Source organism: Agromyces sp. S2-1-8, assembly GCF_021129215.1.
Lineage (GTDB): Bacteria > Actinomycetota > Actinomycetes > Actinomycetales > Microbacteriaceae > Agromyces > Agromyces chromiiresistens.
In genome coordinates this window covers 841,953-865,178 of sequence record NZ_JAJOLP010000001.1, presented here as the reverse complement: position 1 = coordinate 865,178, position 23,226 = coordinate 841,953, and the positions used below count along the sequence as shown (strand labels likewise).

The window sequence follows — 23,226 nt, the reverse complement described above, 5'->3', positions numbered from 1 at the left end:
CTGAGTCTGTCTGAAATGGGTCCGGTGGTCGAGTAGCGCGTGTCGAGACCTGATGCGCGGGTCTCGAGACGCTTCGCTACTCGACCACCGGGGAGTGGGTGCGGCGGGGCTAGGCCGCCGGCGTCTTGACGACGACCTTCGCGGCGCGCAGCTGCACGCCGCCCAGCGTGTACCCGGTCTCGACGACATCGGCGACCGTGTCGACCTCGACCTCGTCACTGGGCTGCTGGAAGATCGCCTCGTGGCGCTGCGGGTCGAACGGCTCGCCGACCTCGCCGAACGCGGCGAGCCCGAGCTTCTCGACGGCGCCGCGCAGCTTCGCGGCGATCGTCGCGAAGGGCGAGTCCGCCTCGAGGTCGCCGTGCTTCTCGGCGCGGTCGAGGTCGTCGAGCACCGGCAGCAGCACGGCGACGGCCGCACCGACTGCGCGCTCGCGCTCGATCTCGCGGTTCGCCTCGGTGCGCTTGCGGTAGTTCGCGTACTCGGCGGTCACCCGCTTGAGGTCGGCGAGGTGCTCGTCGCTCGGCTCCTGCACCTCGGCGTTCGCCGCGTTCAGGATGTCGTCGACGGTGAGCTCGGTCTCGTCCTCGATGAGGTCGGATGCCTCGGGGGCGCCCTCCTCGGGCGCCCCGTCGGCGGCCGGCTGCCGAACCTCACCGGTTTCGGGGTCGATGCGCCGCTTGTCGCGGATCACCGGCTCCTCGTGGTTCTGGTTCTGCTCGTCGGTCATGACTACTTCTTCTCCTCGTCGTCGTCCACGACCTCGGCGTCGACCACGTCTTCATCGGACGCGGCATCGCCCGCCTGGCCCGTGGCCGAGGCGTCCTCGCCGGAGGCGGAGGCATCCGCCGCCTGCGACTGGGCGTAGATGGCCTCGCCCAGCTTGGTCTGCGACTGCGAGAGCTTCTCGAACGCGGTCTTCACCGCGGCGTCGTCGTCGCCCGCGAGCGCCGACTTCAGCGCGTCGACGTCGCCCTGCACCTCGGACTTGACGTCGGCGGGGAGCTTGTCGTCGTTGTCCTTGATGAGCTTCTCGACCGAGTAGGCGAGCTGCTCGGCGGAGTTGCGGGTCTCGGCCGACTCGCGACGCGCCTTGTCCTCCGCGGCGTGCTCTTCGGCCTCGCGCACCATGCGGTCGATGTCGTCCTTCGGGAGGCTCGAGCCGCCCGAGATGGTCATCGACTGCTCCTTGCCGGTGCCCTTGTCCTTCGCGGACACGTGCACGATGCCGTTGGCGTCGATGTCGAAGGTGACCTCGATCTGCGGGATGCCGCGCGGCGCGGGAGCGATGCCGGTCAGCTCGAACGTGCCGAGCGCCTTGTTGTCGCGCGTGAAGTCTCGCTCGCCCTGGAAGACCTGGATCGCGACCGACGGCTGGTTGTCGTCGGCGGTCGTGAAGGTCTCGCTGCGCTTCGTCGGGATGGCCGTGTTGCGCTCGATGAGCTTGGTCATGATGCCGCCCTTGGTCTCGATGCCGAGGCTGAGGGGGGTGACGTCGATGAGCAGCACGTCCTTGCGCTCGCCCTTGAGGACGCCCGCCTGGAGGGCGGCGCCGACGGCGACGACCTCATCGGGGTTGACGCCCTTGTTGGGCTCCTGGCCGGTCTCCTTCTTGACGAGGTCGGACACGGCGGGCATGCGGGTCGAGCCGCCGACGAGCACCACGTGGGCGACGTCGCTGAGCTTGATGCCGGCCTCGCGGATGACGTCCTCGAAGGGCTTCTTCGTGCGGTCGAGCAGGTCGCTCGTCATGTTCTCGAACTCGGCGCGCGTGAGCTTCTCGTCGAGGTTCGCCGGGCCGTTCTCGGTGAGCGAGAGGTACGGGAGCTGGATGTTCGTCGACATGCTCGACGAGAGCTCCTTCTTGGCCTGCTCGGCGGCCTCCTTGAGGCGCTGCAGGGCGATCTTGTCGTTCGCGACGTCGACGCCCGTCGAGTCCTTGAACTTCTTGATGAGCCAGTCGACGATGCGCTGGTCCCAGTCGTCGCCGCCGAGGCGGTTGTCGCCGGAGGTCGCGCGGACCTGGATGGTCGAGAAGTCGTCGTCCTTGCCCACCTCGAGGAGCGAGACGTCGAACGTGCCGCCACCGAGGTCGAAGACGAGGATGAGCTCGTCCTCCTTGCCCTTGTCGAGACCGTACGCGAGCGCCGCGGCGGTGGGCTCGTTGATGATGCGGAGCACGTTGAGGCCCGCGATCTCACCGGCCTCCTTCGTGGCCTGGCGCTCGGCGTCGTTGAAGTACGCCGGCACGGTGATGACCGCGTCGGTGACGGTGTCGCCGAGGTACTGCTCGGCGTCGCGCTTGAGCTTCTGGAGGATGCGGGCCGAGATCTCCTGCGGCGTGTACTTCTTGCCGTCGATCTCGTCGGTCTTCCAGTCGGTGCCCATGTGGCGCTTGACCGACGCGATGGTGCGGTCGACGTTGGTGACGGCCTGGCGCTTCGCGGTCTCGCCGACGAGCACCTCGCCGTCCTTGGTGAATGCGACCACCGACGGGGTGGTGCGGAAGCCCTCCGCGTTCGCGATGACGACCGGCTCGCCGCCCTCGAGGACGCTCACCACGGAGTTCGTGGTGCCCAGGTCGATTCCAACTGCACGTGACATGTGTGTTTCTCCTTCTCCCGGCGTTCGGTGGTCGAGTAGTGCCGCGCAGCGCGACGCGTGTCGAGACCCCTTCGCCGGATACCGGTTCGGCCTTCCTGGCCCGCAACCGAAGTCAGATGCGTCAAGACTTGAGCCTTGACGACTCAAGCCTTTCAGTGCCACGTGAACGTGTCAAGTCGGCGGGGCGAAACTTGAGTGTACTTGACTCAACTCACGGCGGGCGCTCAGTATTCCGCCCGCGCGGCATTCCGCCCGAGGCAGTAGCCTGCCGATCATGGATGCGCGCGAGGACGACGAACAGCTCGTCGCCGCAGAACTCGCCCGGTACGACCGCGAGCTGCGACGGTACCGTCGCCTGCGCAGTCGCATCGAGGCCGACTTCGCCCGCCGCCTCGACGCGGCCGGCTTCCGCTACTTCCAGGTCACCGCGCGGGTGAAGTCGCGCGAGTCGTTCGAGCGGAAGGTGCGCCGCGCCCCCGACCGCGAGGTGCGCGACATCCTCGGCGTCCGCGTGATCGCGCACTTCGAAGGCGACCTCCCCGCCATGGAGCAGGTCGTCCGTGAGGCGCTCATCGTCGACGACGACTCCTGGGTCGACAAGTCCGAGCTCCTCCCGATCGATGCCTTCGGATATCGATCGGTGCAGTTCGTCGGCCAGATCGCCGGCTCATCCGGCCGGCGGGGCGGCGGTGACGCCGAGGTCGACGCCCCGCTCGTCGAGGTGCAGCTGCGCACCGCCCTGTCCGACACGTGGTCGGAGCTCGAGCACGACTTCCGCTACAAGTCCGCTCGCCAGCTCCCGCGCGAGGTCGACCGCCTCTTCGCCCTGTCGGCGGCGCTCCTCGAGCAGGCCGACGAGAACCTCGACCGCATCCGCCGTCAGGTGGAGGAGGAGCGCACGGCCGGCCCCGCCGCGCGCGGAGACGGCGGCGGCGAGCGCGGCTACATCGGCCGATTCATCCAGTACGACGGCGACTCCCGCTCCCTCGACCAGGTCGTGACCGCCGCCCTCGACGTGCCGTTCGGCGTCGTGACCGGCGCGGGCCGGGAGCTGCGCAGCGTCGTCCGCGCAGCCGGCTGGCTCAGGTACGAGGCGCTCGTCGACGGGTTCGCCGAGTACTCGGAGCTCGGTCGCCGGCTCGCGATCGCCTGCGCGAGCACGAGCAACGACCTCCTCCTGGCCGATGCCGAGCCCCAGCGCCCTGCCCGCGCGTTCCGCGGGATCGGCACGTACTGGACCGCACTGGCTGCGGCGCTCCTCGGAGGCGAGCCGATCCGCGAGAGTCGCGTCCCCGACGGCCGGCTCGCCGAGTACCGGGTGGTCGCCGCGTACCTCTACGCGAACCCCGATGCCTCGGCCCTCGGCGTGCGCAGCCGCTACGGTGCGATCGCGGCACCCGTCGGCACGCTCGACGGCGCGGGGTTCCGGCCGATCGACCTCGGCTGAGCAGAGCCTGCGCCCTCTTCCGGCCGCCCGCCGAAGCGACCAGAATCGAAGCATGGACGAGACAGCAGAGGGCCGCACGCCGACGCGATCGATGCCGCCCGAGGAGTGCTGGGAACGCATCGAGGCCGCCCCGTACGGGCGCATCGCACTGGCGGCCGCGGGCGAGGTCGACATCTTCCCGGTCAACCACCGGCTCGACGCGCGCGGCGATCGACCCGTGATCGTGTTCCGCACCGCGGCAGGCACGAAGCTGCTCGAGCTCACCATCCACCACGGCGTGGCGTTCCAGGTCGACGGGTACTCGGCGACCGAGGCGTTCAGCGTCGTCGTGAAGGGCACCGCAGAGGAGTTCGACCGCGAGAGCGAGATCGCGGCGGCCGAAGAACTCGGCGTCCGGCCCTGGGCGCCCGAGACGAAGGACCGTTGGGTGCGCATCATCCCGACGGAGGTGCACGGGCGCTCGTTCGAGCTCTCGGCCGACTGATCACTGGCGCCGAGCGCCGGCGTGCGCGTCGGGGAGCACCCTGATGCTCCGCGGCTCCACGCAGCCCTAGACTCGCGCTCATGCGCCGTTCCCTGCAACGCCTCGCCCTGACCGCTGCCCTCCCGCTGCTCGTGATCGGGCTGAGCGCCTGCACGGGCGCGCCGTCGACGGAGCCCACGTCGGACGCCACCGTCGCACCGAGCACGGAGCCGACGGAGACCGCCGCCGCCGCGACATGCGACACCGTGCTCACCGACGAGGCGTACGCGAAGCTCGACGCCGACGGACTCACCCCTCGCGACACGATCACGCACACCGAGTTCATCGGCGAGATGCTCGACGCGGGCGCACTCGGCTGCCGCTGGGGGAAGGAGGCCACCGACATCACACTCGATGTCGCGCAACTGGCCGTCGATGACGCGGCCTGGCCCGAGTGGGAGGCAGCGCTCGCGACGGCCGGGTACACCCTGACCAACGACCCGGTGCCCGGCGCCTACACCGGTCCCGTCGAACCGGGCTCGGGCATCAGCCCCGTGGTCGTCCGGACCGACGGCGCGATCACCTTCCTGAGCGCTCCCACCTTCGCCGCCTGGGTCGCGCCGACCGGCGCGTAGCCCCGACGCAGGCGCTCGCGCGGCGTCACGGTGTGCGGCACGAGGCATCCGAACTGATTGAATCGACGGATGCGCCGAACCGCCGTGACCGCCCGATGAACCCGGTCGAATTCCTCGTGCTCACCGGCGGCGGCGTCGTCGCCGGCATGATCAACTCGGTCGTCGGGTCTGGCTCGCTCGTGACGTTCCCGATGCTGCTCGCCTTCGGCTACCCGCCCGTGCTCGCGAACGTCACGAACAATGTCGGCGTGCTGCCGGCCTCGCTGACGGCGACGATCGTCGGGCGCTCGGCCTTCGCCGGCGAGTGGCGCCGGCTCACGCTCTACCTCTGCTTCTCCGCGGCGGGCGGCGTGACCGGTGCGCTCCTGCTGCTGCAGCTGCCGACCGAGGCGTTCGACATGATCGTGCCGGTGCTCATCGTCGTCGCCCTGCTGCTCGTCGTGTTCGGGCCGGTGATCCGCCGGTGGACCGCCCGGCTGCACGGCCAGGCCGAGCACCGCGACCACCCCGCGGCGACCATGGCCGTCGCCGGGCTCACCGCGGTGTACGGCGGGTACTTCGGCGCCGCGCAGGGCGTGCTGCTCATCGCGCTGCTCTCGATCACGATGGCGGGCTCGCTCGTGCGCGCGAACGCGTACAAGAACGCGATGGCCTCGACCGCGAACCTCGCGGCGGCGATCGTGTTCGTGCTCGTCACCGAGGTGGCGTGGCCGGCGGCGATCGCGATCGCGATCGGCGCGTTCGTCGGCGGGTGGCTGGGCGGCCGCTACGGGCGGCACATCCCGCAGACGGCGTATCGCGTCGTGATCGTCGTGATCGGCGTCGCCGCGCTGGTGTGGTTCCTGGTGCGCTGATGCCGTGCACCCTGCTTCAATCGACTGAGGAGGGTTCATGGACTGGTCTGAAGTCGGGCGCGACCGTTCGCTCTCGGTGCCCGATCGACTGTCGATCAGGCTCGAGCGGCTGATCCTCGACGGCACCCTGCAGCCGGGCGAGAAGCTGCCGCCCGAACTCGAGCTCACCCAGCGGCTCGGGGTGTCGCGGGTGTCGTTGCGGCAGGCGCTGCACGAACTCGAGCGCCGCGGGCTGATCGACCGCAAGCCGGGTCGCGGCACCGTCGTGCTCTCACCGTCCGACGCGCGCGACGCGTCGAGCGCGGCACTCGCCGATGTCCTCGGTTCGACGCACTCCGAGATCCCGCACATCCTCGAACTGCGTTCGATCATCGAGCCCCCGATCGCCGCGCTCGCCGCACGGCGGGCGACCGAGCGCGATCTCGCCCAGCTCGAGCAGCTCGTCGAGGCGATGGCCGCCCCCGAGTCGCACGGGCACTACGCCGAACTCGATCGCGCGTTCCACCAGGCGATCGCGCAGTACACGCACAACCCGCTGCTCGCGATGCTCAACGAGCAGATCGCGAACCTCATCGCACCCAGCCGCTCGACGGTGCTGCAGACCGACGAGCGGCGCGAGACGTCGACCGCCGCGCACCGGCGCATCCTCTCGGCGATCGCGGGCGGCGACCCCGAGGCCGCCGCGCGCGAGGCCGCGGCGCACCTCGTCGAGGTGCAGCAGCAGATCGAGATCGCCGCGGCGTCCGCGAAGGCGCGGTCGGCGGGCGCCTAGCGGTCGAGGAGCGCCTGGCGGTCGAGGACGCCGCGCTCGACGACCGCGGCCAGGAACTCCAGGATCACGTGCGCCGCGAGGCTTCCGGTCTGCCCGACGATGTCGTGGGGCGGCGAGACGGTGTTGACGTCGAAGACGACGACCTCGAGCGAGGCGACGCCGCGCAGCAGCTCGAGCCCCTCCGCGGTGCTGAGCCCGCCCCACGCCGGCGTGACGACGCCGGGCGCCACCGACGGGTCGAAGACGTCCATGTCCCAGCAGAGGTAGACCGGCCGCGAGCCGATGGCCTCGCTGATCTCCGCGAGCACGTCCGCGACGCCCCGCTCGCGCACGGCGCGCATGGATCGCACGCGATAGCCGAGCGCTTCGGCGTAGCCGACGACCCCCGGCCGCCCGGCGAGCTCCGTGTCGCGGATGCCGACGTGGAACGAGCGGGCGACGTCGACGATGCCCTCGCGTGCCGCGTGCACGAACGAGTTCGCGTTGTTGAACTCGAACGGCTCGAACAGGTCGTACGCGTCGGTGTGCGCGTCGAAGTGCACGACGACCAGGTCGGGGTGCCTCCTATGGGCCTCCCGGAGCTGCGGAAGGGTCACCGCGCCGTCGCCTCCGATCGTGATCGGGATCACCCCCGAGTCGAGCAGCGCGCCGACCTCGGCGGCGATCCGCCGGAAGGCGTCGTCGACCTGACCGGGGGTGACCTCGACGTCGCCGAGGTCGACGAGCCCCAGGTGATCGACGGGGTTGATCCCGAGGTCCTCCGCGGTCTCGGCCACGAGGAGCGAGGATGACCGGACGTGAGCCGGGCCTCCCCGCCCTCCGATGCGCGACGGATGCGATCCCATGTCGAACGGGATCCCGAGCACGGCGGCCCGGGCTCCCTCCGCCGAGGCGGCGTGCGGTACGCCGAAGAGGGTGCCGGGCGCGCGTCGCCGATCGTTGACGGTCATCGAGCCATCCCTCCCGTCAGAGCACCTTCGAGAGGAACTGCCGCGTCCGCTCGTGCTGGGGCGCGGTGAAGACCTGCGCCGGCGGGCCCGACTCGATGATGCGGCCCCCGTCCATCACGATCACCCGGTCGGCGACCTCGCGGGTGAAGCCCATCTCGTGGCTGACGATGATCATGGTCATGCCGGCCTTGGCGAGGTCGCGCATGACCGCGAGGACCTCGCCCACCATCTCGGGATCGAGCGCACTCGTCGGTTCGTCGAACAGCATGAGCGCCGGCCGCATCGCGAGCGCACGGGCGATCGCCACGCGCTGCTGCTGTCCGCCCGAGAGCGACCTGGGTCGCGCGTCGGCCTTGTCGGCCAGGCCGACCCGGGCGAGCAACTCGCGTGCGTAGCCGACGGCCTCGGACTTCTTCTCGCCCTTCACCCGTACGGGCGAGTGCCAGATGTTCTCGAGCACCGTCATGTGGGGGAACAGGTTGAAGTGCTGGAACACGAAGCCGATGTCCGCCCGCTGCCGGGCGAGGTCCCGCGCCGACCGCTCGACGAGCCTGCCCTTGCCGTTCGCGTGCTGCCCGATCTGCTCGCCGTTGACGTCGATCTCGCCGCCGTCGATCGGCTCGAGGCGGTTCAGCGTGCGCAGGAAGGTGGTCTTGCCGGCGCCCGAGGCGCCGACGAGCACGACGACCTCTCCGCGCTCGACCTCGACGTCGATGCCGCTCAGGATCTCGCGGTCGCCGAAGGACTTGCGCACCCCGACGGCGCGAACGATCGGCCCCCGGGTCTCGATCGGGGTGGCCACGGTGTAGTCGTTCATCGTCCGCTCCTCAGTAGGCGTCATCGGTCTGCAGCACGCGGGATGTCTCGGCCGTCGCCTGCGCGGGCGACGCCTTGCGGCTCCGGAGACCGAAGAGCCGCTTCCACGCCGACTCGGCCCTCGGCAGCCCGGCGCGTGCGTTGAGGCTGTTCTCGATCGCGGTCTGGGCGACGGTCCACACCGTCGTGAGCACCAGGTAGTAGATGGCGATCACGAGGTAGATCTCGAAGACCTTGAACGTCGACGACGCCATCGTGCTGCCGACCTGGAACATCTCGGCGACGCCGATGATCGAGAGCACCGAGGTGGTCTTCATGAGGCCGTTGAACGAGTTGCCGAGCGGCGGCACCATGATGCGGATCGCCTGCGGGACGACGATGTACCTCATCGCCCCGAGCGGGGTATGACCGAGTGAGAGCGCCGCTTCGTTCTGGCCGCGCTCGACCGACTCGAGGCCCGAGCGGACGATCTCCGAGATGTAGGCGCTCTCGTGGAGCATGAGCCCCACGATCGAGGCCTGGACGGCGCCCTTGATGAGCACCCCCGCGAGGTCGGCGTCCTCGAAGCGGAACAGCCCGACGGCCGCGAACCCCGTGTAGATGATCACCAGCTGCACGAGCAGCGGCGTGCCGCGGATCACCCAGACGTACAGGCTCGCGATGATGCGCAGCGGCAGGAACCGGCTCCGCCCCATGAGCGCGATGACGAGTCCGAGCACGAGCGCGAGCACCATCGAGACCACCGAGATGATGATCGTGAGCGCGAGCCCGTTCAGGAACTGCTCGCTGGGCGTCAGCAGGCTCTGCCAGAAATAGGTCCAGTCGAATGTCATGGGTCTCCTCCGAGGTGACTCGTGTCGCGGGGTGCCCGAGCGGACTACTCGCCGGCGGTGATGTCGGCGCTCTGCACGCCCCACTTCTCGAGCAGCGCGGCGTAGTCGCCGTCGTCGATGATCTGCTGCATCGCACCGTCGAGCGCCTCGTTGAGCGCGGTGTTGTCCTTCAGCGTCGCGGCGCCGATCTTGATCTTGCCGACCGGCTCGCCAGCCATCACGAGCGCGCCGTCGGACTCGCGGTTGTAGAAGTCCATGATCTCGGAGGTGTCGATGAACGCGTCCTGCTGCCCCGTGATGACCTGCTGCACGGCGGCGGTGCCCTCGTCGACGAGGGTGAGGTTGAGGGCCTTCTCGCCGTCGGCCTCGCACTTCGCCGACAGCTCCTCGGCGCCGTTGCCGCCGGTGGCACCGGTGATCGCGACGACCTTGAGCCCGCACAGGCTGTCGTCGACGCCGGTGACGCCCTTGGGGTTCTCCTTCGAGACGCCGACGCCGGTGCCCGAGTAGAGGTAGGGCACGAAGTTCGCGATCTCCTCTCGCTCGGGCTTGATGTAGAGCGAGCCCATGATGACGTCGCACTGGTTCGCCTGCAGCGCGGGGATGAGCCCCGCGAACGCGTACTCGGCGAGCTCGGTCTTCAGGCCGAGGTTGTCGGCGAAGGCGTTCGCCATGTCGATCTCGACGCCCGTGAGCTCGTTGTTCTCGTCGTAGAAGATGTTGGGCGGCGAGTCTCCCGTGCAGACGGTGAGCGCGCCCGGCTTCACGAGCCCGAGGGCGTCGTCGCCGGAGGCGGCGGACCCCCCGGAACCCGAGCTCGAACAGGCGGCGAGCGATGCGGCGACGGCGAGTGCGGCGACGGCGCCGGCGATGCGACGGAGGGGGAAACGGCCGGTCATGGGGGCTCCTTGGTCGAGGGCACAGCGTTGTGGTGGCCCAGTTTGACAGTTGGTAGGACCAACTGTCAAGCTGTCGATATGCCCTCCGCCGACGGCTCGCGAACGGGGCATTCCGCGAGAGGATCGAACATGGAGTGGACGTCGTTGCGCCGCCTCGAGGCGCTCTCGGTGCCGGGCCGGCTGTCGGTCGATCTCGAGCGCCTGATCCTCGACGGCGAGCTGAAGCCCGGCGACCGCCTTCCGCCCGAACGCGAGCTCGGCGAACTGCTCGGCGTCTCGCGCGTCTCGATCCGCGAGGCCCTGCACGAGCTCGAGAGCCGCGGGCTCATCGACCGGCGGCCCGGCCGCGGCACCATCGTCGTCTCCCCCGGCGATCGCGGCGGAGCGATGGGCTCAGCACTCACCTCGATGCTCGAGCGCTCCGACGACGGCAGCCACGAACTGGCGCGCATCATGGAGCTGCGCGCGGCGATCGAGCCGCCCATCGCCGCACTCGCCGCGATCCGAGTGACCGATCGCGACGTCGCGCAGCTGCGCCGCCTCGTCGAGAGCATGGAGGCCGAGACCGACCTCGAGCGCTACGCCAAGCTCGACCGGGCCTTCCACCAGGCGATCTCGCAGTACACCCACAACCCGCTGCTCGCCCAGCTGACCGACCTCATCGCGACGCAGATCAAGCCGAGCCGCCGCCGCGGCCTGCAGTCGCCCGAGCGTCGCAGCGCGTCGAGCGCCGCCCACCGGCGCATCTTCGAGGCGATCGCCGCGCACGACTCGGGCGCCGCCGAACGCGAGGCCCGCGCCCACGTCGACGAGGTGCTCGCCGCGATCCGTACCAACGTCGGGCCCGCGGCGATGCCCGCGGCCACCGACTCCCTGCCCACTCCGACCAACGAGGCGATCCGCGCATGACCGACACTCCGAACCCCCCGATCTCCGGCGCCGTCGCCACGTCGCACCACCTCGCCACCGAGGCGGGGGCCGCCATGCTCCGCGCCGGCGGCAATGCGATCGACGCGGCCATCGCCGCCGCGGCCGCGCTCTGCGTCGTCTACCCGAACAACGTCGCGCTCGGCGGCGACCTCGTCGCACTCGTCCGCAGCCCCGACGGCGAGATCCGGTTCGTCAACGCGACGGGCCGGGCGCCGGCAGCGCAGACGCTCGACGCGCTCCGCGAGCGCCACGGCGACGCCCTGCCGAAGCGCGGCATCGACACGGTGACCGTGCCCGGCGGCGTGCGCGGCTGGCAGGCGCTCGCCGACCTCGGGGCCCGGCTCGGCTGGGCCGAGCGGCTCGAACCCGCGCGGCACCACGCGCGCGCCGGCGTGCCGACCGCGCTCTCGGTCAGCCGAGCCATCCGCGACGACCGCGACGCGCTCGCGGCCGACCCCGGCTGCCGCGAGGTGTTCCTGCCCGGCGACGCCCCGCTCGACGAGGGCGAGCCGCTCGTGCAGCCGGCGCTCGCCGACACGCTCGACCGCCTCGCGGAGCACGGTCCCGACGAGTTCTACGAGGGCGAGGTCGCCGCGCGCTGGATCGCGGGGCTCGCCGCCCTCGGCAGCCGCATCGCCGCGCAGGATGCCGCGGCCTACCGCCCGATCGTCGAAGACCCGCTCCGCCTCGAGGCGCTCGGCGTCGAGGTGGTCACCGCCCCGCCGAACACGCAGGGGTTCTCGTTGCTCCGCGCCGTGACGGGCGTCGCCGAGCGCGACCTCCGCGACCCCCTCGGCGCCGACGCGGCCGAGCTGGCCGACCTGTTCCACGCGGCGAACCGCGTGCGCGCGGCGTGGCTGTGCGACCCCGATGTCGCGCCGCTCGACGGCGTGCAGCTGATCACGGTCGACGCGCCGGCCGAGTCGCACGACGGCCGCCCAGCGCTCGGCGACACGGTCGGGCTCACGGCCGTCTCGTCCGACGGCTGGGCGGTCTCGCTCGTGCAATCGGTCTACTGGGCGTTCGGCGCGTGCGTGCTCGACCCCTCGACCGGCATCCTGTTCCAGAACCGCGGCACCTCGTTCTCGCTCGATCCGGCGCACCCGGCGGCCTTCGCCCCGGGCCTGCGCCCGCCGCACACGCTCATGCCCGTGCTCGTGATGCGCGACGGCGAGCTGCTCCAGGTGCAGGCGACGATGGGCGGCCAGGCGCAGCCCCAGATCCACGCGCACCTGCTGCTCCGCACGCTCGCCGGCGCGTCGGCGATCGAGGCGACGAGTGCGCCGCGCTGGGTCGTCGGCGTGCAGGACGACGGCGACACCGCGACCACCGTCACGGCCGAGTCGGATGTCGCGGCGCCGGCCCGCGCGGCACTCGACGCCGCCCCGCAGTTCGCGGTCAAGGTCGTGCGGCCGCGCGACGAGGGCCTCGGCCACTCGAACCTGATCCGGGTGACCGACGGCGGCTTCGACGCGGCGAGCGACCCCCGGTCCGACGGCTCCGCGATCGTCGTCGAGGCCCAGCCCGAGGCGGTGGCGCGATGACCGTCGAGCAGACCGCGCGCCGCCCGCTCCTCGCGCTCATCGGCATCGGCGTCGTCGCCGGCTACCTCTCCGGGCTCTTCGGCGTCGGCGGCGGGGTGGTCGTCGTGCCGCTGCTCATGCTGCTCGGCGTCGATCAGCGCCTCGCCGCCGGCACTTCGACGACGGCGATCCTGCCGACGGCGATCGTCGGCGCGATCAGCTACGGCGTCACGGGCCATGTCGACTGGATCGCCGCCGCGCTGATCGCGGTCGGCGTGGTCGTCGGCGCCCAGCTCGGCACCTGGCTGCTCGCGCGCCTCCCCCGCGACATCCTGTTCTGGTCGTTCCTCGCGTTCCTCGTGATCGTCGGCGTGAGCCTCTGGCTCGTCGTGCCCCAGCGCGATGCCGCGATCGAGATCGACGTGCTCACCGGGGCGCTGCTCGTCGTCGTCGGCGTGCTGACCGGCGTGCTGTCGGGCCTCATGGGCGTCGGCGGCGGCATCATCCTGGTGCCGATCCTCATGTTCTTCTTCGGTGCGAGCGACCTCGTGGCGAAGGGCACCTCGCTCGCGATGATGGTGCCCGGCTCGATCTCGGGCACGATCGGCAACCTGCGGCGCGGCAACGTCGACCTGCGCATGGCCGCGGCGATCGGCATCGCCGCGTGCATCGTCTCGCCGCTCGGCACGCTCACCGCGCAGGCGATCACGCCGTTCGCGTCGAACGTCGCGTTCTCGCTGCTGCTCGCGTTCGCCGCCTGGCAGCTCGTCCAGAAGCACGTGAAGGCTCGCCGCGCGGCACGCGGGTGACGGGCGGTCGACGCGGCTGACGGGCGCGCCGCGTTCAGCCGGCGCCCGCGACGGCCTCGGCGATGAGCGCCGCCATCGCCGCCGGGATGCGGCGCGGCTCGAGGGCGGCGACGAGGATCGGCGCGAACCGCGCCTTGCGCCCGGCGTGCGTGCCCATGAACCGGCGCAGCTGCGCTTCGACGGGCCGCTCCCGCTGGAAGGGCTGGTGCTGGAACGTGCGGAACCGCGCGAGCTCGCCGTGCTCGGCGAGGAGCTCCTCGACGCGGGCGGCGCCGAGCGCGCGGATGAGCTCGCCCTCGAGGTCGGGCTCGCACGCGAAGAACCCCGTCGCCTCGAGCGGGTCGCCCGGCCTGCCGAGCCGGGCGTCGTCGACGGCGCGTCGCACGTAGGCGACCTCGCCCGCGTCGAAGAGCCCCAGCACCCGCCGCGGTTCGGCCTCGCGCGCGAGCGCCGCCAGGTGATGCCGCAGGTTCGTCACGCCGCCCATCGGCACGACCGCGGCGTCGGCCGCCGGCAGGTCGGCGTCGAGGCGCGCGGCGAGCGCCTCGAGGGCGAGCCGGTCGCTCTCGCCCTCGACGAGCACCAGGGTGGATGCCTCGACGAGCACCATGTCGCGCATGTGCCGACCCTACTCGCCCCTTCCGCGTCCCCACTCGCGCCGGTAGGCTCCAGAAGACCGGGTTGGGGGACCCGAATCGGGGGACATCCACGAGAGCCCGGGCGTCTGGGGGGACGACTCATGGCATCGACGACACGCGCGACGACCGGCGGGGGCACGGCGACGGGCGGTGCCCGGCCACCGGCGGACGGATCGACCGGGGCCCAGCCGGGCGACCACCGCCGCAAGGTCCTCGCGATCCTGGCGGGAGGGCTCGTCCTCGGCGTCGGGGCTGCGGTGACGCTCGCGGTCTGGAACGACTCGGAGTTCGCGACGGGCACGTTCGGTGCCGGCGCGTTCGGCATCGAGGGCAGCGTGGACGGCACCGCATTCAGCAGCTCGGCGACCGCTCCGGGCAAGACGCTCACGTTCGCGCTCGACGCCGACGAGCTCAGCCCCGGCTCGACGGTGTACGCGCCGTTCGCCGTCCAGATGATCCCGACGTCGGACTACGAGGCCGCCGTCACCGTCGCCTCGACGACCGGCGGCACGATCGGGGCGAACCTCACCTACTCGCTGTACGCCGTCGACGCCTGGAACGAGGACTGCAGTGCGGCGACCCCGCCGCCGGGAACGGCGCTCGTCGCCGACCAGGCGGTGACCGACCCGGCAGCCGCGCCGGCGTTCGACCTGACGGCGGCCGGGGCGCCGAAGTTCCTCTGCTTCGCGGTGACCGCGGGCACCGGGCTCGAGTCTGGCCAATCGGGCACGGTGACGTGGGAGTTCGCCGCCGAGTCCGGCGACGTGCTGCCGTAGGCGTGCTCGTGTCACGGCATCGCGCGCCCCGTGATCGCCGGCGGCGCGCCCGCAACCTGCGAGCGGTGCTCGCCGGCGGCATCGTCTTCGGCGTCGGAGCGACGGCGACCATGGCGGCATGGAACGACTCCGAGGTCGCCACCGGCAGCTTCGCCGCGAGCGTGTTCGACACCGAGTCGCAGAGCGCGGGTTCGCCGACGTACGCGAGTCGCCCGACGGCGCCGGGGGCGACGCTGTCGTTCGCGGCGACCGGCATGTCGCCCGGGGTGTCGCACTACGCCTGGCTCAACGTGCGCACGACGACCGCGACGACGGTCGCGGGCGACGTGTCGCTGACGGGCGTGACGAACAACTCGGGTGGACTCGTCGCGGCGCTCGAATACCGCGCGGTGCGCATGACCGCGCCGAACCCGACGGCGACCTGCGCTGCGGCGGCATTCACGGGCACGCCCGCGTACATCGCGGGCGGGGCCTCGAGCTGGCTTCCCGTCACCTCGGTGCCGGGCACCCCGGTCGCGAGCCCGGTCGCCGCGGCCGGCGGCGCGATCGGGCTGTGCTTCGAGGTTCGCGTCGTGAACGGCGCCGCGAACAGCTACCAGGGGCAGTCGGCCACGGTCACGTGGCAGTTCACCGCCGCATCGTCGAATTGAGAGCCGGATGCCTCGAGCACGTCCCTCCCGCGGCCTCGCCGTCGCCGGCGATGCGCTGCTGACCGTCGCTGCGGCGGCGGGGGCGCTGTGCCTCGTGCTCGTCATCGCGGCGGTGAGCCTGGGCGTGGGAATCGTGCTGTTCCGCACGGGCTCGATGAGTCCGACGATCCCGGCCGGCTCCGCGGCCGTCGTGCGCGAGGTGCCCGCCTCGTCGCTCGCGGTCGGCGACGTCGTCACGGTCGATCGTCCCGGCCGGCTGCCGGTCACGCACCGCGTCGTCGCGATCGACGACGGCGTCCGGCCGTCGACCCGCTCGCTGACCCTTCGGGGCGATGCGAACCCCGTCGACGACCCGGCGCCGTACGACGTCGCGACCGCCCGCATCGTGCTGTTCTCGGTGCCCGGCGCCGCACCGGTGATCGCCGCCCTGGGCGACGCGCGCGTGCTCGGCGGGCTCACCCTGGGGGCGACGGCGCTCGTCGTGTGGGCGTTCTGGCCACGTCGCCCCCGAGGCCCCTCCGCGCCTTCACCCGGGGCATCGCGACCCGACGCCCTGCCCGGGGCAGCACCGCGCCACCGCCGCGGCACGGCGACGGGTGCGAGCGCCCTCGGACTCGGCCTCGTCGCCGTCTCGATCGGCACCGCTGTCTTCGGTTCCGCCGCCCCGGCTCGCGCGGGCGTCGGGGTCACCGCCGACGAGACGGTGGTGCAGGGCGAGGTGATCCGGCTCGTCTCGGTCGGCGACGCCCAGGCGATGGCCAGCATGGCGCCCGGCGAGACGGTGGTCTGGGAGGTCGGCGTGTCGGCGCAGGCTCCGGAGCGCGGCACGATCGCGGTGACCCTGAGCGGTACCGGATCGCCGTCCCTCGGACTCGTGGGCGACGTCGCCTGGTGCGCCGAGCGTTGGACCGCGGCGGGCTGCGGGGCACCGACGACCGTCGCCGACGGCCTCGAGCTGCCCGTCGACGGGCAGCGGCTGCCGCTTCTCACGATGTCAAGCGACGACGAGCGATGGCTGCGCTTCGAGGTGCGCATGGCGCCGTCGGCCGGTCCCCCGGCCGGGCTCGCCACGCTCGTCGTGCGTGCGACCGGCAGTGGCGACGAGGCGAGCATCGGCCCACCGGGCAGCGGGGCGCACGACGGCCTCGCCGGCACCGGCACGGTCGCGGCGCCGGTGATCGCCGTCGTCGCCGCGCTCGCGCTGGGCGGCGCCGCGCTCCTGGCCGGATCGCGCCGCCGTCGCCGATCCGCCGGACACGGGGCGACCCGATGAGGCGCGGACGGCTCCGCATCGTCGTGGCCGCGGCGGCGGTCGCGGCATCCGCCGCCCTGATCGGCACCGCGCAGCCGACCGAGGCCGCGTGGAACGACGGCGAGCGCGCGACGGGGACGTTCGCCTCGGGCAGCGTCGCCGCCGTCACGCAGATGACCTGCACGGCGGGGCTCCTGCAGCCCGTGACGTTCAACTGGACCGCGCCGGCGGGCGGGCTCACCCGCACCGGGTACCGCTGGACGGTCACGGGCGGTCTCGCGGGCTCGGGCACGCTCGCCGCCGGCGCCACCTCGCTCCAGCTCACGAACGGCCTGCTCGGCATCGGCTCGGGCACCTTCTCGCTCTTCGCCGTCGGGCCCGGCGGGTGGGAGTCGGCGGCGAAGACCGGCTCGCTCTCGTTCACGACCGTCGTGGTCAACGTGAACTCGACCTGTTCGGTTCCGTAGGACGGAATGCTGGACGGGCGACCCGATCCGCCCTAGACTGCCGAAGCTGCGTCCATCACCGGGCGCCGGCCCCGGAGCATCCGGGTGAAGGAGAGGAGACGACCATGGCTGTCTTCGTCATGCACCTCGACATCCCTTCATCCTGCGAGGCCGCCCTCAGCCGCTGATCCGCGGCGGTGGCCTCCGCGTCCTTCGGAGAAACCACCTTGCATCTGACGTCGTCACTCGACGAGACCGCTGTCGTGCGTTCCATCGTGAACTCGCGCACGGACCTTCCCGCCTTCACGACCCCGCGCTTCGACGCGGGCGACCTCGCCTTCCAGGACATCGAGCCCGGCGAGGACCAGCGCTGGTCGACCTGGCCCGCGACCACCCCGTCGGAACGCGGCCCCGAGCCGCGACCCGACTGGCTCGTCACCTCCGCCGCCGCGATCGACACCGAGCTCGGCGTCGTCAAGAGCGGCAAGGAGGCCGACCTCTTCCTCATCGAACGCGCCGTGCCGGGTGCCGACGCCGCGGTCGCCGGCAACGCCGTGCTGCTCGCGGCCAAGCGGTATCGCGGCGCGGAGCACAGCGACTTCCACCGGTCGCAGGTCTACACCGAGGGCCGCGGCACCCGCCGCAGCCGCGACGCCCGCGCCGTAGCGAAGGGCACCTCGTTCGGCCGCGAGGTCGCGAAGGTGCAGTGGGCCTACGCCGAGTTCGAGGCGCTCTCGCGGCTCACCGAACTCGGCGCGGCCGTTCCGTACCCCGTGCAGGTCGCGGGCACCGAGGTGCTCATGGAGTTCATCGGCGACGCGCACGGCGTCGCGGCGCCTCGGCTCGCCCAGGTGCGCGCGACGCCCGGCGAGCTCCGCGAGCTGTTCCACCAGATCGTCGACTTCATGCACACGCTCGCCGCCGGCGGGCTCGCGCACGGCGACCTCTCGCCCTACAACCTGCTCGTGCACGACGGCCGGATCGTGGTGATCGACCTGCCGCAGGTCGTCGACCTCGTGTCGAACCCGCAGGGCTTCGACCTGCTGCACCGCGACTGCGTCAACGTGTGCTCGTGGTTCACCCGCCAGCGCCTCGAGTGCGACCCCGAGGAGCTGTTCGGCGAACTCGTCGGCATGGTCGCGATGTGAGCGGGAGCGCGGTTCAGGATGCCTCGGCCGGGGCATCCTGAACGCGAGACGCGCCCGCAGCGTGCATCGGCGCCGCCTCGCGATACAGTGCACTCGATCGACGCGGATCGGCCCCGGCCGGCGCGCGCCGTCACCACCCGTTCACCGGACGCCGGGAGACTGCCCACATGACCGACCCGAACCACGACGCCCCCGCGTCGCCCGACGCCGCGCCGTCCCCGTCGTACGGTGCGCCGGCCGCCCCGCCGGCGACCGCGCAGAGCGGGGCGATCCGCGTGATGGGCCTGCAGATGCAGGAGGGGCGGCGCATCCCGCGCGGCCAGGTGTTCTCGTGGGCGCTGTGGGACTGGGCGACGCAGCCCTTCAACTCGGTCATCCTCACGTTCGTGTTCACCGCGCTCTACCTCACGAGCGACGTCTTCCTCGATCCCGCGGTCGCGGAACTCGGCGAAGGCGACCCGGCGTACGAGCGCGGGCTCGCCGACCTCGCCTCGGGCCTCGGCTGGGCGATCACGGTCGCCGGCGTCCTCATCGCGGTGCTCGCGCCGGTGCTCGGCCAGCGCGCCGATGTCGCGGGCCGTCGAAAGCTCTGGCTCGGCGGCGCGACCGCGCTGCTGGTGGCCTGCATGGTCGGGCTGTTCTTCGTGCAGGGCTCCCCCGCCTATTTCCTGCTCGGCGTCTCGCTCATCGCCGCGGGAACGGTGTTCAGCGAGATCGCGGGCGTCAACTACAACGCGATGCTCGTGCAGGTCTCGACGCCGAAGACGGTCGGCAAGGTCTCCGGGCTCGGCTGGGGTCTCGGCTACATCGGCGGCATCGTCGCGCTCGTACTCGTGGTCGTCGCGACGAGCTTCGACTGGTGGGGCATGCCGACCGACAACGGCCTCGCGTTCCGCGTGATCGCGCTCGGCTGCGCCGTGTGGACGCTGCTCTTCGCGTGGCCCGTGCTCGTCTACGTGCCGGAGGCGCCGCCCGCCCCGCGGGCCGAACGGGTGTCGTTCTGGCGCAGCTACGTGGTACTCGCGAAGGACATCGCAGCGCTGTGGCGCGACTCACGACCGACGTTCTGGTTCCTGCTCGCGAGCGCGGTGTTCCGCGACGGCCTGGCCGGGGTGTTCGCGTTCGGAGCCGTCATCGCCGCAGTGGCGTTCCACTTCTCGTCGAACGACGTCATGATCTTCGGCATCGCCGCGAACCTGCTCGCGGGCGTCTCGACCATCGTCGCGGGCCGATTCGACGACCGGTTCGGTCCCCGCGCGGTCATCCTCACCGCGCTCGGCGGGATCATCGTCGCCGGGTCGATGGTCTTCTTCCTGCACGACGCGGGCAAGCTCGTCTTCTGGATCTTCGGCCTCGCACTCACCCTCTTCGTGGGGCCCGCCCAGGCGGCGTCGCGGTCGTTCCTCGCGCGGGTCACCCCCGCCGGCCGCGAGAGCGAGATCTTCGGTCTCTACGCCACGACGGGGCGCGCGGCGAGCTTCCTCTCGCCGATGCTCTGGTCGGCGTTCATCCTGCTGTTCGGCGCGACGTACTGGGGCGTGCTCGGCATCATCCTCGTGGTCGTCGCCGGCTTCGTGCTCATGCTCTGGGTGAAGGTGCCGACGCAGCGCTGAGCGGTCGGCGCCCGCAGCTACGCGACCCGACCGGCCGGCTCGGCCGTCGCCGCGTACGCCCGGCGGAACCCGTGCACCGCCCTGAAGCGGAGCGCGGAGACGGCGTTCGAGTTCATGCCGAGCGCCGTCGCGATCTCCCGCGGCGGGAGGCCCTCGACGTCTCCGAGCCACAGCACGCGCTGCCAGGTGTCGGGAAGCGACTGGAAGACCCGCACGGCCGACGAGCGGTCGGCCGCGTCGTCGACGCCGGCGAAGAGGTCCTCGGCGACGAGGAGGTCGTCGTAGCCGTCCATCGTGACGACGGGCACGGCGCGACGGGCCCACTCCATCGAGAGGTTCCGCATGACGGCTCGGAGATATGCGCGCGCGGCCGTCTCCGGCCCCCGCCCGTTCCTGATCGCCTGCAACAGCCGGACGAACGCCTCGGACACCAGCTCATCGGCCTCGAACCGGGTCGTCATCGTGCGGGCCCATCGGCAGAGCGGCCCGTGGTGGCGGCGCCACAGCGCCGCGAAGGCCTCGTCGTCACCGCCCCGGGTCCGCTGCAGCAGTTCGCGGTCGGTCGGTTCGGTCGGTGCGGCGCCGGCGGCGCAGGCGGGTGGGAGTTGCGGCGACATTCGGGTTACCTCGGCATCCGTCTCGGGTAAGGCTCGACAGTGCCCTCGAAGCAACCTCCCGCCCCGAGGTACCGAGCAAGCTACCGAGCGGGCTGCGGCGCGCCATCCCACATATCGTGCGAAGCCGGATTCCGCGGGTCCTGCGTAAGGATCGCCGCGACCGCGACTCCTTAACCGATAGAACCGGATGCGTCGGGCATCGGGTTCCAGGTCTGGGTCGGGTAGCCCGGCCGACGGTCAGATCCCTGACCGTGAGGGGGTCGCTGCGATTCGGGTTCGCGGCGGCCCCCGTTCTTCAGCTCATGCCCGAGCCACCCGCTCAGGCCCCCAGCAGGCCGAGCGCCATCGCCCGGTCGACGGCGGCGCCCCGCGTCGTGACCTGCAGCTTGCGGTAGATCGAGGCCGTCTCGGAGCTCACGGTGTTCCGCGACAGGTACAGCCGCTGGCCGATCTCGGCGAGCGTCAGGTGCGTCTGCAGGTACGGGAGCAGCCTGAGCTCCGCGGGCGTGAGGGGCGTCAGCCGGCTGCCCGCCACTGAGGCCATGTCGAGCCGCTCTCGAAGCGAGCGCACCTGATCGCCCAGCCGCCCGAGGCGCGGCCGGTGGACCTCGATGCCGGAGATCTCCTCCACCGACTGCGCCGACCCGTCGCGATCGCCCGACGCGAGCAGCGCCTTCGCGATGTGCAGGCGCACGCGGACGGCGATGAACGGGAGCACGTAGGTGCTGAGCGCTCGCGTCCGCATCGCCTGCGCCAGGCGTTCCCGCGCCTTCGCCTCGTCGCCCTGGTGGAGGGCGACTCGAGCTCCGACGGCCCACGCGAGGGAGGCGATCGCGTAGTCCTCGATGTGTCCCTCCTCGACGGCTCGCAACGCGACGACGACGCGCGAGGCGGCATCGTCCCAGCGCCCGTCCTCGATCGCGATGCCGGCGCGCTCCGACTCGACGAGGGCGAGGCGCACGAAGTTCCGACGCCGGGTCGCGATCTCCGAAGCCTCCGCGAATGCTCGATCAGCTTCCTCGGTGCGCCCCTCGAGCAGGCACATCTCGCCGAACAGGCACAACGCGAGATCGCGCCAGGAACTCCACACCGGCACGGTCTGGAGGGCGGTCATCGCGTCCGACATCCCCGTGTCGGGACCGTCGCGGAGCATCGCCACCGCGAGCAGCGCACGGCCGCCGACGAACGGCAGGTCGACGCCGTCGGGATCCTCGCCCGGGTCGAGCCGCCCGAGGAGGTCGGCCCACCGCTCGGCCCCGGCCACGTCCCCGTTGAGCACCGCCGTCCAGGCGGCGAGGACGGCGAGCGGCGGGATGGACTCGATCACCTCGTCGCCCACGAGGTCCATCCAACGGCTGACCGTCGAGAACCGCCCGCTCTGGTACCCGGGAAGTGCCGCCTGCGTCAGGAGCCGCGCCGAGCGGCCACGATCGCCGGCGGCGAGCGCGTGCTCGATCGCGCGCGCCGGGTCACCGCTCGCGCCGAACCAATCCGCGGCGCGGAGGTGGAGCGGGGCCACGAGCGCAGGGTCCCGCCGCCGGAGTTCGGCGAGCAGGAACTCCCGGAAGAGCTCGTGGTAGCGGAACCAGCCGGTGCGACGACGGTCCAGCGGGATCAGGAACGCGCTGCGCTCCTCCAGCGTGCGGAGCATGGCCTGCGAGTCCGACCGGCCGAGCAGCGCGTCGCAGAGGGGGCCCGACATCCTTGTCAGCACCGAGGTCCGGACGAGGAAGTCCTGCACCTCGACCGGGACCTTCTCGAGCAGCTCCCGGTAGAGGTAGTCGTGCACGAACCGGTCCTCGCCGGTGATCGCGAGCACGTCGCCCTCGTAGCGGGCGACGAGCGCGGCGAGGACGAGCCCGCTCGCCCAGCCCTCCGTTCGCGCGACGAGCTCGGCGAGCTCCTCGTCGCTCGCGTCGACCTGCTCGCGCCGGAAGATCACCGCAGCAGCGGCGACGTCGAGGCCGAGCTGCGCGGTCGTGATCTCGTAGAGCCGCCCGTCGACGCGCCGCCGGGCGGCGTACGGCTGTTCGTGCCGGCTCGTGACGACGCACTGGGAACCGGCTGGGACGCCGTCGAGCACCACATCGAGCACGTCGTGACAGGCAGGGGAGGACAGCACGTGCAGGTCGTCGATGACGAGCAGGAACGGGGCGTCCGCGCGGGCGAGCACGGAGGCGAGGAGCGGTGCCGAACGGCTGAGCGCCGAGCCCTCCTGCCAGCGCATCCGCCCGATCGCCTCCGAGCTCGACGGCGAGATCCGCTCGAACGCCGCCGCGATGAGCGCGAGGAGCGCTGCCGGGTCGTCGTCGAGGCTGTCGAGCGAGACCCACGCGACGCGCCGTTCCTCCGAATCGGCCCATTCGGCGACGAGCGTCGACTTCCCGTACCCGGCCGGGGCGGTCACCGCCACGTGCGTGCGGCCGCTCTCGCGCGCGGCGCGGATGAGCTCCCGCCGACTCGCCTGGCCCCGTCGCATCGGCGGTGGCGTCACCTTCGTGTCGTGCAGGTACTCCAGAACGTCTGTCTGCTCCAACGGCTCCCCCGAACG

The 23,226-nt window shown here is 71.9% G+C and carries 23 protein-coding genes; 14 read left to right on the top strand and 9 right to left on the bottom strand.

From position 1 onward, the window contains the following. Positions 1-109 precede the first annotated feature (109 nt). Positions 110-730, bottom strand: coding sequence for a nucleotide exchange factor GrpE (locus tag LR269_RS03985; protein ID WP_231429444.1), 621 nt, complete (start codon positions 728-730; stop codon positions 110-112). 2 nt (positions 731-732) lie between these two features. Then, positions 733-2,604, bottom strand: a complete 1,872-nt coding sequence (gene dnaK, locus LR269_RS03980; protein WP_231429442.1) for a molecular chaperone DnaK — start codon at positions 2,602-2,604, stop codon at positions 733-735. A 274-nt stretch (positions 2,605-2,878) separates the two neighbouring features. Here dnaK and LR269_RS03975 point away from each other — a divergent pair, with 274 nt between their 5' ends. The 5 genes from LR269_RS03975 to LR269_RS03955 all read left to right on the top strand — a co-directional run bounded on the left by LR269_RS03975 (position 2,879) and on the right by LR269_RS03955 (position 6,775). Then, positions 2,879-4,051, top strand: a complete 1,173-nt coding sequence (locus LR269_RS03975; RefSeq protein ID WP_231429441.1) for a GTP pyrophosphokinase family protein — start codon at positions 2,879-2,881, stop codon at positions 4,049-4,051. Positions 4,052-4,103: 52 nt separating this feature from the next. After that, positions 4,104-4,535, top strand: coding sequence for a pyridoxamine 5'-phosphate oxidase family protein (locus LR269_RS03970; RefSeq protein WP_231429440.1), 432 nt, complete (start codon positions 4,104-4,106; stop codon positions 4,533-4,535). An 80-nt stretch (positions 4,536-4,615) separates the two neighbouring features. Next, complete coding sequence (locus LR269_RS03965) at positions 4,616-5,149, top strand: hypothetical protein (RefSeq protein WP_231429438.1); 534 nt, start codon at positions 4,616-4,618, stop codon at positions 5,147-5,149. Positions 5,150-5,244: 95 nt separating this feature from the next. Continuing rightward, positions 5,245-6,003: a sulfite exporter TauE/SafE family protein gene (locus LR269_RS03960; RefSeq protein WP_231429436.1), complete on the top strand. Its 759-nt coding sequence runs from the start codon at positions 5,245-5,247 to the stop codon at positions 6,001-6,003. A 37-nt stretch (positions 6,004-6,040) separates the two neighbouring features. Then, positions 6,041-6,775: a FadR/GntR family transcriptional regulator gene (locus LR269_RS03955; RefSeq protein WP_231429433.1), complete on the top strand. Its 735-nt coding sequence runs from the start codon at positions 6,041-6,043 to the stop codon at positions 6,773-6,775. Here the strand turns inward: LR269_RS03955 and LR269_RS03950 are convergent. The 4 genes from LR269_RS03950 to LR269_RS03935 are packed head-to-tail and all read right to left on the bottom strand — an operon-like array spanning position 6,772 to position 10,273. Beyond that, positions 6,772-7,725: an arginase family protein gene (locus tag LR269_RS03950; protein ID WP_231429430.1), complete on the bottom strand. Its 954-nt coding sequence runs from the start codon at positions 7,723-7,725 to the stop codon at positions 6,772-6,774. The two genes, LR269_RS03955 and LR269_RS03950, sit on opposite strands and share 4 nt — an antisense overlap. Before the next feature lie 16 nt (positions 7,726-7,741). Then, on the bottom strand, positions 7,742-8,542 hold the full coding sequence (locus tag LR269_RS03945) for an amino acid ABC transporter ATP-binding protein (protein WP_255679823.1): 801 nt from the start codon (positions 8,540-8,542) through the stop codon (positions 7,742-7,744). Between the two features lie 10 nt (positions 8,543-8,552). Then, positions 8,553-9,374, bottom strand: a complete 822-nt coding sequence (locus LR269_RS03940; RefSeq protein WP_231429429.1) for an amino acid ABC transporter permease — start codon at positions 9,372-9,374, stop codon at positions 8,553-8,555. Between the two features lie 44 nt (positions 9,375-9,418). Next, complete coding sequence (locus LR269_RS03935; RefSeq protein WP_231429427.1) at positions 9,419-10,273, bottom strand: ABC transporter substrate-binding protein; 855 nt, start codon at positions 10,271-10,273, stop codon at positions 9,419-9,421. Between the two features lie 129 nt (positions 10,274-10,402). Between LR269_RS03935 and LR269_RS03930 the strand changes: the two genes are divergently transcribed. From LR269_RS03930 to LR269_RS03920, 3 genes are read left to right on the top strand one after another with little or no spacing between them, the layout of a single operon-like run. Then, complete coding sequence (locus LR269_RS03930) at positions 10,403-11,182, top strand: FadR/GntR family transcriptional regulator (protein WP_231429426.1); 780 nt, start codon at positions 10,403-10,405, stop codon at positions 11,180-11,182. Beyond that, positions 11,179-12,747, top strand: a complete 1,569-nt coding sequence (locus tag LR269_RS03925; protein ID WP_231429424.1) for a gamma-glutamyltransferase family protein — start codon at positions 11,179-11,181, stop codon at positions 12,745-12,747. The genes LR269_RS03930 and LR269_RS03925 overlap by 4 nt, the downstream gene beginning before the upstream one ends. After that, a complete protein-coding gene (locus tag LR269_RS03920; RefSeq protein WP_231429422.1) occupies positions 12,744-13,535 on the top strand; it encodes a sulfite exporter TauE/SafE family protein in 792 nt (263 codons plus the stop codon). The genes LR269_RS03925 and LR269_RS03920 overlap by 4 nt, the downstream gene beginning before the upstream one ends. A 34-nt stretch (positions 13,536-13,569) precedes the next feature. Here the strand turns inward: LR269_RS03920 and LR269_RS03915 are convergent, their stop codons facing one another. Continuing rightward, a complete protein-coding gene (locus tag LR269_RS03915; protein WP_231429420.1) occupies positions 13,570-14,154 on the bottom strand; it encodes a TOPRIM nucleotidyl transferase/hydrolase domain-containing protein in 585 nt (194 codons plus the stop codon). Positions 14,155-14,274: 120 nt separating this feature from the next. Here LR269_RS03915 and LR269_RS03910 point away from each other — a divergent pair, with 120 nt between their 5' ends. The 6 genes from LR269_RS03910 (at position 14,275) to LR269_RS03885 (ending at position 20,058) form a co-directional block, all read left to right on the top strand. Further along, positions 14,275-14,949 (top strand): SipW-dependent-type signal peptide-containing protein, encoded by a 675-nt coding sequence (locus tag LR269_RS03910; RefSeq protein WP_231429418.1) that lies wholly within the window; start codon positions 14,275-14,277, stop codon positions 14,947-14,949. Positions 14,950-14,957: 8 nt separating this feature from the next. Next, positions 14,958-15,599 carry a SipW-dependent-type signal peptide-containing protein gene (locus tag LR269_RS03905; RefSeq protein WP_231429413.1) on the top strand — a complete coding sequence of 214 codons (642 nt, stop codon included), beginning with the start codon at positions 14,958-14,960 and terminating at the stop codon, positions 15,597-15,599. 7 nt (positions 15,600-15,606) lie between these two features. After that, positions 15,607-16,872, top strand: coding sequence for a hypothetical protein (locus LR269_RS03900; RefSeq protein ID WP_231429412.1), 1,266 nt, complete (start codon positions 15,607-15,609; stop codon positions 16,870-16,872). Then, on the top strand, positions 16,869-17,318 hold the full coding sequence (locus LR269_RS03895; protein WP_231429409.1) for a hypothetical protein: 450 nt from the start codon (positions 16,869-16,871) through the stop codon (positions 17,316-17,318). The genes LR269_RS03900 and LR269_RS03895 overlap by 4 nt, the downstream gene beginning before the upstream one ends. Before the next feature lie 242 nt (positions 17,319-17,560). After that, positions 17,561-18,445: a serine protein kinase RIO gene (locus tag LR269_RS03890; RefSeq protein WP_231429407.1), complete on the top strand. Its 885-nt coding sequence runs from the start codon at positions 17,561-17,563 to the stop codon at positions 18,443-18,445. Positions 18,446-18,612: 167 nt separating this feature from the next. Continuing rightward, positions 18,613-20,058: an MFS transporter gene (locus tag LR269_RS03885; protein ID WP_374201075.1), complete on the top strand. Its 1,446-nt coding sequence runs from the start codon at positions 18,613-18,615 to the stop codon at positions 20,056-20,058. Between the two features lie 17 nt (positions 20,059-20,075). Here the strand turns inward: LR269_RS03885 and LR269_RS03880 are convergent, their stop codons facing one another. Both LR269_RS03880 and LR269_RS03875 read right to left on the bottom strand, forming a co-directional pair. After that, a complete protein-coding gene (locus LR269_RS03880) occupies positions 20,076-20,675 on the bottom strand; it encodes an RNA polymerase sigma factor (protein WP_231429406.1) in 600 nt (199 codons plus the stop codon). A 319-nt stretch (positions 20,676-20,994) separates the two neighbouring features. Beyond that, positions 20,995-23,211 (bottom strand): LuxR family transcriptional regulator, encoded by a 2,217-nt coding sequence (locus tag LR269_RS03875; RefSeq protein WP_231429394.1) that lies wholly within the window; start codon positions 23,209-23,211, stop codon positions 20,995-20,997. Between the last annotated feature and the right edge of the window lie 15 nt (positions 23,212-23,226).

Bases quoted from the DNA above. Each gene is read 5' to 3' on its own strand.
- LR269_RS03985 (WP_231429444.1), bottom strand. From the start codon at position 730: ATGACCGACGAGCAGAACCAGAACCACGAGGAGCCGGTGATCCGCGAC.
- dnaK (WP_231429442.1), bottom strand. From the start codon at position 2,604: ATGTCACGTGCAGTTGGAATCGACCTGGGCACCACGAACTCCGTGGTG.
- LR269_RS03975 (WP_231429441.1), top strand. From the start codon at position 2,879: ATGGATGCGCGCGAGGACGACGAACAGCTCGTCGCCGCAGAACTCGCC.
- LR269_RS03970 (WP_231429440.1), top strand. From the start codon at position 4,104: ATGGACGAGACAGCAGAGGGCCGCACGCCGACGCGATCGATGCCGCCC.
- LR269_RS03965 (WP_231429438.1), top strand. From the start codon at position 4,616: ATGCGCCGTTCCCTGCAACGCCTCGCCCTGACCGCTGCCCTCCCGCTG.
- LR269_RS03960 (WP_231429436.1), top strand. From the start codon at position 5,245: ATGAACCCGGTCGAATTCCTCGTGCTCACCGGCGGCGGCGTCGTCGCC.
- LR269_RS03955 (WP_231429433.1), top strand. From the start codon at position 6,041: ATGGACTGGTCTGAAGTCGGGCGCGACCGTTCGCTCTCGGTGCCCGAT.
- LR269_RS03950 (WP_231429430.1), bottom strand. From the start codon at position 7,725: ATGACCGTCAACGATCGGCGACGCGCGCCCGGCACCCTCTTCGGCGTA.
- LR269_RS03945 (WP_255679823.1), bottom strand. From the start codon at position 8,542: ATGAACGACTACACCGTGGCCACCCCGATCGAGACCCGGGGGCCGATC.
- LR269_RS03940 (WP_231429429.1), bottom strand. From the start codon at position 9,374: ATGACATTCGACTGGACCTATTTCTGGCAGAGCCTGCTGACGCCCAGC.
- LR269_RS03935 (WP_231429427.1), bottom strand. From the start codon at position 10,273: ATGACCGGCCGTTTCCCCCTCCGTCGCATCGCCGGCGCCGTCGCCGCA.
- LR269_RS03930 (WP_231429426.1), top strand. From the start codon at position 10,403: ATGGAGTGGACGTCGTTGCGCCGCCTCGAGGCGCTCTCGGTGCCGGGC.
- LR269_RS03925 (WP_231429424.1), top strand. From the start codon at position 11,179: ATGACCGACACTCCGAACCCCCCGATCTCCGGCGCCGTCGCCACGTCG.
- LR269_RS03920 (WP_231429422.1), top strand. From the start codon at position 12,744: ATGACCGTCGAGCAGACCGCGCGCCGCCCGCTCCTCGCGCTCATCGGC.
- LR269_RS03915 (WP_231429420.1), bottom strand. From the start codon at position 14,154: ATGCGCGACATGGTGCTCGTCGAGGCATCCACCCTGGTGCTCGTCGAG.
- LR269_RS03910 (WP_231429418.1), top strand. From the start codon at position 14,275: ATGGCATCGACGACACGCGCGACGACCGGCGGGGGCACGGCGACGGGC.
- LR269_RS03900 (WP_231429412.1), top strand. From the start codon at position 15,607: ATGCCTCGAGCACGTCCCTCCCGCGGCCTCGCCGTCGCCGGCGATGCG.
- LR269_RS03895 (WP_231429409.1), top strand. From the start codon at position 16,869: ATGAGGCGCGGACGGCTCCGCATCGTCGTGGCCGCGGCGGCGGTCGCG.
- LR269_RS03885 (WP_374201075.1), top strand. From the start codon at position 18,613: ATGACCGACCCGAACCACGACGCCCCCGCGTCGCCCGACGCCGCGCCG.
- LR269_RS03880 (WP_231429406.1), bottom strand. From the start codon at position 20,675: ATGTCGCCGCAACTCCCACCCGCCTGCGCCGCCGGCGCCGCACCGACC.